The 13,857-nt window shown below is 63.7% G+C and carries 9 protein-coding genes; 5 read left to right on the plus strand and 4 right to left on the minus strand.

Annotated features, from left to right (window positions below; all coding sequences use genetic code 11):
- Positions 1-71 precede the first annotated feature (71 nt).
- Both ACF8C6_RS03560 and ACF8C6_RS03565 read left to right on the plus strand, forming a co-directional pair.
- A complete protein-coding gene (locus ACF8C6_RS03560) occupies positions 72-4,937 on the plus strand; it encodes a PAS domain S-box protein (RefSeq protein ID WP_392498024.1) in 4,866 nt (1,621 codons plus the stop codon).
- Between the two features lies 1 nt (position 4,938).
- Positions 4,939-5,865: a diguanylate cyclase domain-containing protein gene (locus ACF8C6_RS03565; RefSeq protein WP_392498025.1), complete on the plus strand. Its 927-nt coding sequence runs from the start codon at positions 4,939-4,941 to the stop codon at positions 5,863-5,865.
- A gap of 1 nt (position 5,866) precedes the next feature.
- Here ACF8C6_RS03565 and trxB read toward each other — a convergent pair whose 3' ends face one another.
- The gene (gene trxB, locus ACF8C6_RS03570) at positions 5,867-6,814 is read right to left on the minus strand and encodes a thioredoxin-disulfide reductase (protein WP_392498026.1); all 948 of its coding nucleotides are present in this window, start codon (positions 6,812-6,814) and stop codon (positions 5,867-5,869) included.
- Positions 6,815-7,036: 222 nt separating this feature from the next.
- Here trxB and ACF8C6_RS03575 point away from each other — a divergent pair, with 222 nt between their 5' ends.
- From ACF8C6_RS03575 to ACF8C6_RS03585, 3 genes are read left to right on the plus strand one after another with little or no spacing between them, the layout of a single operon-like run.
- Entirely contained in the window at positions 7,037-9,007 is a 1,971-nt protein-coding gene (locus tag ACF8C6_RS03575; protein ID WP_392498027.1) for a diguanylate cyclase domain-containing protein, read from the plus strand.
- A 36-nt stretch (positions 9,008-9,043) separates the two neighbouring features.
- Positions 9,044-9,784 (plus strand): sulfate transporter CysZ, encoded by a 741-nt coding sequence (gene cysZ, locus ACF8C6_RS03580; protein ID WP_392498028.1) that lies wholly within the window; start codon positions 9,044-9,046, stop codon positions 9,782-9,784.
- 45 nt (positions 9,785-9,829) lie between these two features.
- Positions 9,830-10,996: a glycosyltransferase family 4 protein gene (locus tag ACF8C6_RS03585; protein ID WP_392498029.1), complete on the plus strand. Its 1,167-nt coding sequence runs from the start codon at positions 9,830-9,832 to the stop codon at positions 10,994-10,996.
- A 59-nt stretch (positions 10,997-11,055) separates the two neighbouring features.
- Here ACF8C6_RS03585 and ACF8C6_RS03590 read toward each other — a convergent pair whose 3' ends face one another.
- The 3 genes from ACF8C6_RS03590 to ACF8C6_RS03600 all read right to left on the minus strand — a co-directional run bounded on the left by ACF8C6_RS03590 (position 11,056) and on the right by ACF8C6_RS03600 (position 13,795).
- Positions 11,056-12,165, minus strand: coding sequence for an NADH:flavin oxidoreductase (locus tag ACF8C6_RS03590; RefSeq protein ID WP_392498030.1), 1,110 nt, complete (start codon positions 12,163-12,165; stop codon positions 11,056-11,058).
- Between the two features lie 56 nt (positions 12,166-12,221).
- The gene (locus tag ACF8C6_RS03595) at positions 12,222-12,815 is read right to left on the minus strand and encodes a TetR/AcrR family transcriptional regulator (RefSeq protein ID WP_277688654.1); all 594 of its coding nucleotides are present in this window, start codon (positions 12,813-12,815) and stop codon (positions 12,222-12,224) included.
- Positions 12,816-13,057: 242 nt separating this feature from the next.
- On the minus strand, positions 13,058-13,795 hold the full coding sequence (locus tag ACF8C6_RS03600) for a nitroreductase family protein (protein WP_392498031.1): 738 nt from the start codon (positions 13,793-13,795) through the stop codon (positions 13,058-13,060).
- Positions 13,796-13,857: the final 62 nt, after the last annotated feature.

The raw sequence follows: 13,857 nt of genomic DNA on the forward strand, positions 1-13,857 counted from the left end.
CGACATGCGGGCTACGGCAGCGCCGGATAAGCGCCGGCAGCATGCGATCGCCTCCTGGGACAAGCTCGCCTATGAAGAAAAACCTCTCGGCAAGATGGAGCATCGCCTGGATCCTGCTGGCGGGTCTGGCCACCACCGGACTGATCGCCGAATGGCTGCACAACACCAACCAGCAAAAGCTGCACAGCGCACTGGCAAACGCGACCACGCATGCCGCAGACGCCATCATCGAACGCGTCAACATTTACCAGTACGGTCTACGCGGCACACGAGGTGCCGTGCTCTCCAGCGGTGCAGATGGCATCAACCGGGAAACCTTCCAGCGCTACAGTCAGACGCGTAATCTCGAACAGGAATTCCCCGGCGCCGCCGGCTTCGGCTTTATCCGCCGCGTGCCGCAGGCAGAGGAAAGCGTCTTCCTTGCCCGGGCCAGGACCGATAGCCACTCCACGTTCAACATCCAGCAGCTTGCACCGCACGAGGGCGACCGTTATGTCATCCAGTACATCGAGCCGCTGGAGCGCAACCTGCCGGCCGTAGGGCTGGATATTGCCTCGGACGCCACCCTGCGCAGCGTCGCCCTGGCCGCCATGCAAAGTGGCGAAGCGCGCCTGACCGGGCTGATCAACCTGCCCCGGATCAAGGGCGAACCGCAGCAATCGCTCCTGATACTGATGCCCATCTACCTTACCGGCAGCACTCCGCCCAGCCTGGACGAGCGCATGAGTAATGGCTTGGGCTGGAGCTACGCGCCCTTGTCGCCTTCGGCAATGATCCAGGACTTGCACCTGCACAACCAGGCCGTGCACCTGCGCCTGCTCGACATCACCGAACCCAATTACAGCCCCGTGCTGTACGAGGCCGGCAACCAGCCGGAGAGTGCGACCACAATCGCCACGCACCTCGTGGAGCGGGACATTTTTGGCCGTCGCTGGCAAATCGAACTAGGCGCCTATCCGGGCTTCGCCAAGAGCTTGCACCTGACCTCGCCGAAGATGATCTATATCGCCGGTGGCCTGCTCAGCCTGATGCTGGCAGCGCTGGCCGGGATATCCAGCATCAATCGCCAACGCCGCCGGCAGATCTTCGCCGGGCAGGCGCGTCTGGCGGCCATCGTCGAGAGCTCCAACGACGCCATCATCGGCAAGACCCTGGACGGCACCGTTACCAGCTGGAACAGAGGTGCCGAGAAGATGTTCGGCTACAGCGCCAAAGAAGCCATCGGGCTGCGGCTGGTCCAACTGATCGTGCCACCGCAACTGGCTCATGAAGAAACCATGATCCTGCAAAAGGTCGGCGCCGGCGAAACGATCAACGCCTTCGAGACCCTGAGAAAGTGCAAGGATGGCAGGATGCTCGATGTCTCGGCAGTGATCTCGCCGATACATGACGAGGCCGGCCAGGTAGTGGGGATATCCAAGACCGTGCGCGACATCACCGAGCGCAAGGCCATCGAAGGCAGGATCCTTGAACTCAATGCCAGCCTGGAACAGCAGGTAGCGGCACGAACCGCCGAACTGAGCGAGCTCAATGTACTGCTTACCAGCGTGCTGGACTCGGCCTCGGAGGTGGCGATCATCGCCACGGACACCGCGGGCACCATCACCGTCTTCAATTACGGCGCGCAGAATCTGCTGGATTACAGCGCCACGGACATGGTCGGCAAGCAGAGCCCGACCTTGCTCCATCAGCAAGACGAACTGGCTCGCCGCAGCACGGAGCTGAGCAGCACCTACGGCACCTCGATCAGCGGTTTTCGCACACTGGTTTACCTGGCGGAGACCCAGGGCGCCGACATCCGCGAGTGGACCTATGTACGCAAGGATGGCAGCACGTTCCTGGTCAGTCTGGCAGTCAATGCCATACGTGACCGACAAGACCGACTGGTGGGCTACCTGTGCATCGCCGTTGACGTTACCGAGCACAGAGAGGCTGCACGGCGCCTGGCAGACAGCCTGGAGACCACCCGCGCGATACTGGACACAGCAGTAAACCCAGTGATCACCTTCCATGCCGACGGTCGCGTGCAGAGCTTCAACCCTGCCGCACAACAGGCCTTCGGCTACAGCGCCGATGAAATGGGGGAGCGCGTCCTGTATGACCTGATCAGTCCGAGTTCACGAGAGCGCCTGAAAGACATGATCGAGAGCCATGTCAGCCAAGGCAATTCGCAGCAGGGCAAAGCCGTCGAGCTGACCGCACTGAACAAAAGAGGTACGGAATTTCCCATTCACCTGTCGATCGGCTCCATGCCATCGACTGATCGATCGCTGCTGGTGGGAGTCATTACCGATCTCAGCGAGCAGCTAGCCCTACGCAAGGAGCTGCTCGCGACCCGAGACCAACTGACGGTGGCTGCCAAAGTGGCGCAGCTCGGCATCTGGTCCTGGGATCTGGCAGACAACAGCCTGCACTGGAACGACCGGATGTTCGAGCTGTACGAACAACCTCTGCAACTTGGCGAGCAGGGCTTGCGCTACGAGCACTGGCTGTGCCGGATTCACCCCGATGACCGCGAAGCCGTGATGGCCGACCTGCTCAGGGCCATAGCCAACGAGAATAGCTACGCCCCGATTCTTCGCGTCGTGCGCAGCAATGGGCAACTGCGCTTCATTCAGGCGGGAGCACACGTAGAACGCAATGCTGAGGGCAAGCCCACCAGGGTTATCGGGATCAACATCGATATCAGCGCCCAGCATGAGGTAGAGGCCTATCTGCGCTATGCCAAGGAACAGGCGGACGCCGCCAATGCCGCCAAGAGCACGTTCCTCGCCAACATGAGTCACGAAATACGCACGCCGCTGAATGCGGTGCTGGGCATGTTGCAGCTGGTTCAGGCAACGGAGCTGACGCCACGCCAGCTCGACTATGTGCGCAAGGCCCATGGCGCGGCAAAGTCCCTGCTCGGCCTGCTCAACGACATCCTCGACTACTCGAAGATCGAGGCCGGCAAACTGCAACTCGAACTGCATCCCTTCGAGCTGGAGCCGCTGATGCGTGATCTGGCGGTGATACTGGCCGGTAACCAGGGCCTCAAGGACGTGGAGGTGATGTTCGACCTCGACCCCAACCTGCCAGAGGCCTTGCTGGGTGACAGCCTGCGCCTGCAGCAGATCCTCATTAACCTGGCCGGTAACGCGCTCAAGTTCACGGAGCATGGCCAGGTGGTCGTCAGCCTGCGCCAGCTCGGCAGAATCGGCCAGCGAGTGCAGTTGCGCGTCGCCATCAACGACACCGGTATCGGTATCAGCGAAGAACAGCTCGGCCGCATTTTCGAAGGTTTCACCCAGGCCGAAGCCTCCACCAGCCGCCGCTTTGGTGGCACCGGGCTCGGCCTGGTGATCTGCAAGCGCCTGATCGCGCTGATGGGCGGCGAGTTGCAGGTCACCAGCCAGATTGGCAAGGGCAGTCGCTTCTGGTTCGACATCGAGCTGGACATGGCCACCCAGAGTTCCCTGCGCACCTCCTGCAGCGCCATCGACAGTGCACTACGCCTGCTGGTGGTAGACGACAACGCGGTGGCCGGCGAACTGCTGCTGCAGCTCGCCGCCGAACTTGGCTGGCACGCCAGCTACGTTGACAGTGGCGAACGGGCGCTAGCGGCCATCGAGAGCGCAGCGCAGCAGGGCCAACCCTTCCAGATCGTGCTGATGGACTGGCGCATGCCCGATATGGACGGTATCGACACGGCCCGCCAACTGAACACCTGTCACCTTGAGCGGCCACCACTGGTCGTGATGATTACCGCCCACGGCCGCGAGGTGATGAGCGATATCCAGCACGAAGGCAACGCGCCCTTCGCCGCCTTCCTGAGCAAACCCGTAACCCCCATGCAACTGTCCAGCACCATCCAGCGTGTACTGGCAGGGCAAGCGGAAACCGGCGAACCAGTGCGCAACGTACAAACCGAACGTCTCGTCGGCCTGAACCTGTTGGTGGTCGAGGACAACGCCCTGAACCGTCAGGTCGCCCAGGAACTGCTGCAGGCTGAGGGCGCCCGCGTGCACTTGGCCGAGGATGGGCAGGCCGGTGTGGATGCCGTGCTGCGCGCAGCGCCTCAGTACGACGCCGTGCTGATGGACATCCAGATGCCGGGCATGGACGGCCTGCAAGCCACACGCGCTCTGCGCAGCCACGCACAGCTCAGCGCCCTGCCGATCATCGCCATGACGGCCAACGCCTCGCAAAGTGACAGACAGAACTGCCTGGAGGCAGGCATGAACGAGCACGTGGGCAAACCCATAGACCTCGAACAACTGGTACAGGCTCTGCTGCACTGGACAGGCCGGGCAGTGCCGGACAGCCCCACCCGCACGCTGACAGATAGCGCTGGCGGCCTGATCGAATCGCGTGAGTCGGTGTTGCGCCGCTTCGGCAACAACCTGCAGCTGCTACGCCACATGCTGAGCAGTTTCGACACGCAGATGAGCAGGCAGCTCGAGCAGTTGGCGGCCTGTGCGACCAACAATGACCGCCCCGGTGTGCTGATGGCCTTGCACACGCTCAAGGGCAGTGCCGGCACCATGGGGGCCAGTGGCCTGGCAGCGGAAGCGGCGCGATGGGAGCAATCGTTCAAGCACAGCGAGGACAGCACTCTTGCCACCCTACTGGCCGAGCCAACCTGGCTGGAAGGACTGACCACACTGCTCGCCAGCAGCGTGCGCGAGCTGAACGAGACATTTGCCGACAGCGAGCCGGCCACCTCGCCGCTGCCCGCAAGCAGCGACAATGACTGGATCTCGGAGCTGCAACACCTGCACGACCTGCTGGCCAGCGGCAACCTGCAGGCACTCGAACAAGCACAGACCCTGGAGGCGGCAGTGCCCGAGTCCTGGCGCGACAGCTACAGCCAACTGCTGCAAGCCAGCGAACTGCTAGAGTTCGAGCAGGCACGACACGTCTGCCATGCGATCCTCACCGCCGTTCAAGGAGCCTGAGATGGAGTCCTGGATAGAGCACCGCAAGATTCGCCCCAAACTATTGGTGGTCGACGATCAGCCCCTGAACATCCGGGTGCTGAACGAACTCTTTCGCCATGACCACGATGTTTTCATGGCCACCCGCGGCGAGCAGGCCATCGCCATCTGCCGGGAGCAGCGCCCCGACCTGGTATTGCTCGACGTGGTCATGGAGGGCATGGACGGCTATCAGGTGTGCCGTGAGCTGCAAGCCGACCCGGTAACCCGCGACATTCCCATCATTTTCGTCAGCGCCAAGGGCGAGGAGGAGGACGAGGCGTTCGGCCTGGAACTGGGTGCTGTCGACTACATCAGCAAACCTTTCAACTCGAACATCGTACGCGCCAGAGCCAAGACTCACCTCACCCTCAAGCTACAGAGCGACTACCTGCGCAGCCTGACCCGGCTCGACGGCCTGACCGGAATTGCCAACCGCCGCTGCTTCGACGACAACCTCAACAATGCTTGGGCCCAGGCTTGCCGTAGTGGTAGCCCGCTGTCATTGCTGATGATCGATATCGACTACTTCAAGCGCTACAACGACCATTACGGCCATCAGCAGGGTGATCTGTGCCTCAAGCAGGTTGCCATGGCCCTCGCTGGCGCCACCAGCCGCCCTTCTGATCTGGTGGCGCGCTACGGTGGCGAAGAATTCGCCTGCCTCCTGCCAGATACCAAGCAGGAGGGCGCCATCTTGATCGCCAGCAAAATGCTCTCGGAAGTCGAGGCGCTCGCAATAACGCACCCCCTCTCGGACGTGGGCGACAGGGTCAGCCTATCCATCGGCGTGGCCACGCTACTGCCATCGGCACAGGCCGATCCGACCCAACTGGTACGCGATGCCGACGAGCAGCTCTACAAAGCCAAGCACGCTGGTCGCGGGCGAATGAACGTAGACGCCGGCTAGCTCACAGCGAGTCCAGGTAACGCTCCACATCCAGCGCCGCCATGCAGCCGGCGCCGGCCGAGGTAATGGCCTGGCGGTAGACCGAGTCGGCCACGTCGCCGGCGGCGAACACGCCAGGCACGCTGGTCGCGGTGGCATTGCCGTCGCGGCCGCCGTTGACCACCAGATAGCCATCCTTGAGTGCCAGCTGGCCCTCGAACAAAGAGGTGTTGGGCGTGTGGCCGATGGCGACGAACAGGCCATCGACCCTGAGTTCGCTACCGGCGCCGTCGCTGTGCTTGAGCCGCACGCCGGTGACGCCACCGGCATCGCCCAGCACCTCGTCCACCTCGGCATTCAGGCGCAACTCGATCTTGCCCTCGGCGATGCGCGCACGCATCTTGTCCTGCAGGATCTTCTCGGCGCGGAAGGTCTCGCGGCGGTGCACCAGGGTCACCTTGCTGGCGATATTGGCCAGATACAGCGCCTCTTCAACCGCCGTGTTGCCACCGCCGACCACCGCCACTTCGCGGTTGCGGTAGAAAAAGCCATCGCAGGTGGCGCATGCGGACACGCCCTTGCCCATGAAGGCTTCCTCGGACGGCAGGCCCAGATAGCGCGCACTGGCGCCGGTGGCGATGATCAGCGCGTCAGCCGTGTAGGTGCCGCTGTCGCCGACCAGGGTGAAGGGCTGGCCGGCCAGGTCCACGGCATTGATGTGGTCGAAGACGATCTCGGTCTCGAAACGCTCGGCATGCTCCTGCATGCGCTGCATCAGCGCCGGCCCGGTCAGGCCGTGGGCATCGCCCGGCCAGTTGTCGACCTCGGTGGTGGTGGTCAGCTGGCCGCCGGCCTGGATGCCGGTGATCAGCAGCGGCTTGAGATTGGCACGGGCGGCGTACACGGCGGCGCTATAGCCGGCAGGGCCGGAACCGAGAATGATGACGCGGGCGTGACGGGTAGCGCTCATGGCCAACTCCTGAAGAAAAAGGGGCCGTCCGGAAGCACTTGGGGAAGGCTTGGGATCAATCGAACAGCCCCGGTAAAGGGAATTGCCGGCAAGGCTACCCAGCGCGCGGCCACCTGGAAAATGCCCAATGCCAATATGCTCGATAGAGCGGCACTATGCGGCCGGGAGGCCTGAGGGCATTGGCTATACTCGGCACATTCCCACCTTAGCGGTGCGACCAGCATGACCCTGCGCAAACGTCTGTTCTGGCTGTTCGCCCCATTGCTGGTGCTGGCCCTGCTGTTTGCCTATGGCCTGTCGCAAAGCCTGATTCTCAGCCGCTTCGACCGCCAGGACGCCCAGCTGCTGGAGGGCGAGGCAGTGCGTTTGCAGAACCTGTTGGAACAGAATCTGCGGCGTAATCTCGATCTGGTGCAAAGCTATGCGCAGTGGGACACCAGCTACGAATTCATGCAAGGCCAGCATCCGGACTACCTGCGCCGCAATGCCGACCCCGAAGCCCTGAGCGAGATGAACTTCGACTTCATGGTGTTCCTCGACCTGCAGGGTCGCGTGCATGCCGAGCAGTGGTTGCCGCCCACCCTGACGGACATGTTCGTGCTCGACGGCCAGCCCCCCAGGAGTCTGGAAGCACTGCGCCGGGCAATACTGGAGCAAGCCAGGAGCCTGATACAGGCGAGCGATGTGGATCTCTATGGCGCGCTGATCGCTGTACAGGGCGTACCCCTGATCCTGGCCATGGGCAGCATCCAGGACAACCAGAGCACCCTGCCCAGCGCCGGCACCCTGATCGCCGGACACTTCCTCGACGGCGAGCGTGGCGAGAATCTGCAACAACAGATCAATGGCACCCTGCGCCTGCTGGCAGCGGATCACTCGGTCGAGCGCTGGACCCCACTCCCCTCCCCCGGGGTGTTCAGCCTCAATCGCGCGGAACTGAGCCAGCGCCGCCTGCCGAATGAGGAACAGCAACAGATCCTTCTGCGCTTCAGCAACAGCCTGGGCCAGCCGCAGATGCTGTTCGAGCTGACCCGCGACCGCCGCCTCTATCATGAAGGCCGCAAGGCCATCGCTATCTTCCTGGCCCAGGCCACGGGTGTCAGCCTGCTGGCTTTGCTGCTCATCTACCTGGGCCTGGAGTTCGCCATCCTGCGCCGTGTCTCGCGCATGCACCAGGACATCGCCGCCATTGGCCCGGACTCCAGCCAGCAGCGCCTGCAGGATCGCGGCACGGACGAACTGGGCCGCCTCGCCTGCGAGGTCAACCGCATGCTCGAACGCCTGGAGCAAAGCGAGACACGCGACCGTGAAATTCTCGACGCGATTCAGGACGGCTATTTCGAGATCGCACCCGATGGCCAGGTACAGGCCGTCAACAGAGCCCTGTGCAACCTGCTCGACTACCCGGCCGAAGCCATGCTTGGCCAAAGCTACGAAAGGTTGCTGAGCCGCGAGGATGCCGAGCGGGCCCGCCAGGACTTCGCCCTGGCCCTGGCCAATAACGAACAGATCCGCTTCAGCGCGCCCCTGCGCCGTGGCGACGGCAGCCTTGGCCACTATGAAACGCGCTTCTCGCTGATTCGCGACAGCCAGGGCCATTTCGCCGGCTTTCGCGGCATCCTGCGCGATATCAGCGAACAGGTGGCCTATCAGAACCAGTTGCTCGATCTGGCCTATCGCGACTCGCTGACCGGCCTGGGCAACCGCAAGGCCTTCAGCGAACAACTGCGCCATGCCCTGGACAAGGCGCAGCGCGAGCAGGGCCGGCTGGCCCTGCTCTATCTGGACCTGGATCGGTTCAAGGAGGTCAACGATCGCTACGGTCACGATGTCGGCGACGCCCTGCTGCAGGACATTGCCGAGCGCCTGCGCCGCACGGTACGGCAACCGGACCGGGTGTATCGCCTGGGTGGCGACGAATTCACCCTGGTGCTACCGGACAGCAACAGCGTCGCAGCGCAAAAGCTTGCAGAGCGCCTGCTCGCCGAGCTGCAAAACGCCGCACAGGTCGGCGCACTGAGCATCGACTTTGTTACGCCGAGTATCGGCATCGCTCTCTACCCGGACCACGCACAGAACCCGGAGGCTTTGATCAAGGCCGCCGACAGTGCCATGTACGAGGCCAAGCGCGAACGCAACCGCGTCTACCTCTTCCACCCGCGGCTGCTTTCCTCGTCCACGCAAAGTGGTTAAGGTCGGCGCGTTTGTCACTGCGCGGAGCCGCCTGTCATGCCCACACCCGCCCTGTCTGGCCCCCAATACCTCGGCGAAGGCCTGAAACTGGTCCTCAGCCCAGGCCTACGCCTGTTCGTGCTGCTACCCCTGGCGATCAACACGCTGCTGTTCATTGGCCTGATCGCCCTGGCCATGCAGCAGTTTGGCGGCTGGGTCGACACCTTCATGCCCAGCCTGCCCAGTTGGCTGAGCTTTCTCGAATACCTCATCTGGCCGCTGTTCGTGCTCATGGTGCTGGTGATCATGTTCTTCAGCTTCACCCTGCTGGCCAACATCATCGCCGCGCCCTTCAACGGCTTCCTCGCCGAGAAAGTGGAAGTGGTGGTGCGCGGTCGCGATGATTTCCCACCCTTCAGCTGGGCCGAGCTGATGGCCATGGTGCCGCGCACCCTCGGCCGCGAACTGCGCAAGCTGGCCTATTTTCTGCCACGCGCCATTCCGCTGCTGATCCTCACCTTCATCCCTGGTCTGAACCTGATTGCCGCACCGCTGTGGATTCTGTTTGGCGTATGGATGATGGCCGTGCAGTACATCGACTACCCGGCGGACAACAACAAGCTGGGCTGGAACGAGATGCTCGCCTGGCTGCGCGAGAAGCGCTGGCAGAGCCTGGGCTTCGGCGGCGCCACCTACCTGGCGCTGATGATCCCCTTCGTCAACATCCTGGTGATGCCCGCCGCAGTGGCCGGCGCCACCCTGTTCTGGGTGCGCGAACGCAGCGTCATCGCTCAGTAACAATCACGTCACCCAGGCTTCATGGCGCCGTCGCAGACTGGCGTCATGAATGTCACATCCCTGCATATCGCCCTGGTCAGCGAAACCTTTCCACCGGAAATCAACGGTGTGGCCAACACGCTTGGGCGCCTGTGCCAGGGCCTGCGCGAGCGCGGTCATCGCCTGCAGCTGATACGCCCGCGCCAGGAAGGCGACACCCGATCACACACCGATGACGAGTTGCTGCTGACCCGTGGCTGGCCACTGCCCGGCTATGCCGGTCTGCAGTGGGGCCAGTCGGCGCTGCACAAGCTGCTGCGCCGCTGGCAGCAGCAGCGGCCCGATGTGCTGTACATCGCCACCGAAGGCCCGCTGGGCCTCTCTGCCCTGCGCGCCGCAAGGCGCCTGGGCATCCCGGTGGTCAGCGGCTTCCATACCAACTTTCAGCAGTACACCGGCCACTACGGCATGGGCCTGCTGACCCGTCTGCTGACCGGCTACCTGCGCTGGTTCCACAACCGCACGCGGATGACCCTGGTGCCCAGCCTCAGCCAGCGCATGGAACTGCAACGCCGCGGTTTCGAGCGCCTGGAACTGCTCGCGCGCGGGGTCGACGGCCAGCTGTTTCACCCCTGCCGCCGCTCGGCCGAGCTACGCGCCGCCTGGGGCCTGAGCGAGGCCGATATCGCCGTACTGCATGTCGGTCGCCTGGCCGCGGAAAAGAACCTGCCCCTGCTGGTGCGCAGCTTCCGCACCCTGCAACAGCAGAACCCACAACACAATCTGCGCCTGGTGCTGGTGGGTGACGGCCCGCAACGCCTACAACTGCAGGCCGAACTGCCCGGGGCCGTGTTCTGCGGCATCCAGCGCGGTGAGCAGCTGGCTGAGCACTATGCCAGCGGCGACCTGTTTCTGTTTCCCAGCCTGTCCGAAACCTTCGGCAACGTGGTGCTGGAAGCCCTGGCCGCCGGCCTGGCCGTGGTCGCCTACGACCAGGCCGCCGCCGCCCAGCACATCCGTCACGGGCATAACGGCGCCCTGGCCAGCCCGGGTGACGAACAGGCCTTCATCGATGCCGCCCAGTGGCTGCTGGAAGATGCCGAAAGCCTGCGCCGGGTTCGCCTCAACGCCCGCCAGCATGCCGGCCGCCAGGGCTGGCCGGCGATCGTCGAGCAGTTCGAACAGCATCTGCTGGTCGCCTGCACCCCACCCTTGCCACTCGCCCAGACATAAAAAAAGCCCCGGTGTGCCGGGGCTGAAAAGACTCGCCGAAGCGAATCAGGGGTAATGCATCAAACCAGGGTCATCAGCGCCTCGCGGCTGAACGGCAGGATGTCCTGCTCGCGGCTGTCGCGCACCTTCACCGCCCAGTCCGGGTCGACCAGCAGGGCGCGGCCGACGGCCACCAGGTCGAATTCCTGCTTGTTCAGGCGTTCCAGCAGGTTCTCGATGCTGGCCGGCTGCGCCACCTTGTCGGTGTTGACCATGAACTGCAGGAACTCGCCGTCCAGGCCGACGCTGCCGACGGTGATGGTCGGCTTGCCGGTGAGCTGGCGGGTCCAGCCGGCCAGATTGAGGTCGGAGCCTTCGAACTCAGGCTCCCAGAAGCGGCGGGTCGAGCAGTGGAAGATGTCCACGCCGGCATCGCTCAGCGGCTTGAGGAAGGTGCCCAGCTCTTCCGGGGTCTGCACCAGGCGCGCGGTGTAGTCCTGCTGCTTCCACTGCGAGAAGCGGAAGATGATCGGGAAGTCCGGGCCAACGGCGGCACGCACGGCCTGGATCAACTCGATGGCGAAGCGCGAGCGCTGGGCCAGGTCACCACCGTACTCGTCGGTGCGCTTGTTGCTGCCTTCCCAGAAGAACTGGTCGATCAGGTAACCGTGCGCGCCGTGGATTTCCACGCCATCCATGCCGATGGCCTTGGCGTCGCGGGCGGCCTGGGCGAAGGCGGCGATGACCTCGGCGATGTCGTCCTGGGTCATGCCGTGCACGATAACGTTGCCGTCCTTGACCTTCTCGCTCGGGCCGTAGCCCGGCACGCTGGCGTCCGGCTCGGTACCGGCCTTGCGCACATTGCCCACATGCCACAGCTGCGGAACGATCTTGCCGCCTTCGGCGTGCACCGCGTCGACCACCTGCTTCCAGCCGGCCAGGGCGTCGTCACCGTAGAAGCGCGGTACGTTCGGGTAGCCGTTGGCCGCCTTGTGGCCGACGGTGGTGCCCTCGGTAACGATCAGGCCGACACCGGCCGCGGCGCGGCGACGGTAGTACTCGACCACCTTCGCGTTGGGCACGCCGCCCGGCGAGAAGGAACGGGTCATCGGTGCCATGACCACGCGGGTCGGCAGCTCCAGGTTACCCAGGCGGAAGGGTTCGAACAGGGCTTGTACGGGGGCGCTCATGCGGTCTCCTTGGGCCGGCCAGATGACCGGTCGTCTCATTAATGGATGTAAAAAATTCAGGGTCGCAGCAGCAGCTGCAAACGGGCGATGAAGGCATCCAGCACCTGGATATTGCCGCCGACCTTGAGCCGCGCCAGCACGCCTTGCCAGGCATTGCTGATGAAGATGGCCAGGTTGGCGCAGTCTTCCTCTGCGTTCAGTTCACCGGCCTGCTGAGCCTGTTCCAGACACGCCTGAAGAATGTCCACCGACGCCTGCTGGATCTTCTCGACCTGCTCGCCGATGGCCGGCAACAGCTCGGCCATCTCGAAACTCAGGCTGCCGATGAAGCAGTGGTACTGGGCCTTTTCCTGGCGGCTGAAGTGCTGCTGCAGCTCGCGGTAATAGCCGAGGATGCGCTCGCGCGGGCTCAGCGCCGTATTGCCGAGGGCCTCGGCATAACGCGCCAGGCGCGGCTGATAGACGAAGTCCAGGGCCTGCAGGGCGAAGTCTTCCTTGCTGGCGAAGTAGTGATAGAAGCTGCCCTTGGGAATGCCGGCGGCCTGGACGATTTCCAGCACACCGGTGCCGTGGTAACCGCGACGGGTCATCACGTCCGAGCCCTTGGCCAGGATCAGGTCACGCTTGTCGAGTCGGATGCGGCTGTTCATGCTGGCAAGAATATGACCGGTCGTCTCGCCTCGCCCAGCATTATTGTTTCTGGTGATTCAAGGGTATGGAAAAGGAGCAACGTCTCTCTGGCTTTCTGCCTCCTGCGAGACGAAGATTGCGACGCTTCAAACGTCGAACCGAAGCTAGCTTTGCTGCGTTAACGATGCTTCCCGGCGAAGCACATATCAGGTGACTTCGCCGCTGGGTTACGGCCGTTGGCGTAACCCAGCCTCCGCAGGGATTACAGCCACTCCACCTGCTGCTCCAGGGGAAACCGCAGGCGCGGGTTGTACACGCCCTTCTCGCCCTGGCGCCCGACCGCCAGCAGCATGATCGGGATGGCCTGACGCGGAATATCCAGCACCTGGCGCAGGCGCACCTCGTCGAAGCCCTCCATCGGGCAGGTGGCGTAGCCGTGGCTCTGGAAGGCCAGCATCAGGTTCTCGGCCGCCAGCGCCGTGGATTTCACCGCCCAGATGCGCATATCGGCCTTGCTGTTGGGTTTGCGCATCAGCGGCTTGCGCAGGGCCAGCAGGCGCACCAGTTGACGCTTGAACAGACCGAGCAGGCCCAGCGGCCCCTGGTTGTACTGGAACGGCGCCGTCTTGGCGTAGAAGTGACGAATGCGAGCCGGCACCTCCGGCTCCGGCCAGTACTCGACCATATTGGCGCAGGCCTGATTCCAGGTATCCGGGCGCGCCAGCACGGCGATAATCAGCGGCGCCTTGGCCGCATTCTGACTCATGCAGACCGGATGCAGGCGCGCCAGCAACGCCGGATCGCGCACCACCTGAAAACTCCAGGGCTGCAGGTTGCAGGAGTTGGGCGCCAGCACCGCCAGTTCCAGGCTATCGCGGATTACCTGCTCCGGCACTGGCTCATCGGTAAAGCGGCGCACCGCTCGGCGGCTCTCGATCAACGCGCGCAAAGCCGCCGGTGAAGCTGCGGCAGGAAAATCATCAGGTGAGAAACTGCTCATCGCCTACCTCCTCGGCAGAATGGCTCGATTAAGCAATCGAGGTGCCGAGGGGGCAAGGTGGC

This window comes from Pseudomonas sp. zbq_18 (genome assembly GCF_043102245.1).
Lineage (GTDB): Bacteria > Pseudomonadota > Gammaproteobacteria > Pseudomonadales > Pseudomonadaceae > Aquipseudomonas.

What these genes read in the sequence shown, in the direction of transcription:
- ACF8C6_RS03560 (WP_392498024.1), top strand. Translation starts at nt 72, where the DNA reads ATGAAGAAAAACCTCTCGGCAAGATGGAGCATCGCCTGGATCCTGCTG.
- ACF8C6_RS03565 (WP_392498025.1), top strand. Translation starts at nt 4,939, where the DNA reads ATGGAGTCCTGGATAGAGCACCGCAAGATTCGCCCCAAACTATTGGTG.
- trxB (WP_392498026.1), bottom strand. Translation starts at nt 6,814, where the DNA reads ATGAGCGCTACCCGTCACGCCCGCGTCATCATTCTCGGTTCCGGCCCT.
- ACF8C6_RS03575 (WP_392498027.1), top strand. Translation starts at nt 7,037, where the DNA reads ATGACCCTGCGCAAACGTCTGTTCTGGCTGTTCGCCCCATTGCTGGTG.
- cysZ (WP_392498028.1), top strand. Translation starts at nt 9,044, where the DNA reads ATGCCCACACCCGCCCTGTCTGGCCCCCAATACCTCGGCGAAGGCCTG.
- ACF8C6_RS03585 (WP_392498029.1), top strand. Translation starts at nt 9,830, where the DNA reads ATGAATGTCACATCCCTGCATATCGCCCTGGTCAGCGAAACCTTTCCA.
- ACF8C6_RS03590 (WP_392498030.1), bottom strand. Translation starts at nt 12,165, where the DNA reads ATGAGCGCCCCCGTACAAGCCCTGTTCGAACCCTTCCGCCTGGGTAAC.
- ACF8C6_RS03595 (WP_277688654.1), bottom strand. Translation starts at nt 12,815, where the DNA reads ATGAACAGCCGCATCCGACTCGACAAGCGTGACCTGATCCTGGCCAAG.
- ACF8C6_RS03600 (WP_392498031.1), bottom strand. Translation starts at nt 13,795, where the DNA reads ATGAGCAGTTTCTCACCTGATGATTTTCCTGCCGCAGCTTCACCGGCG.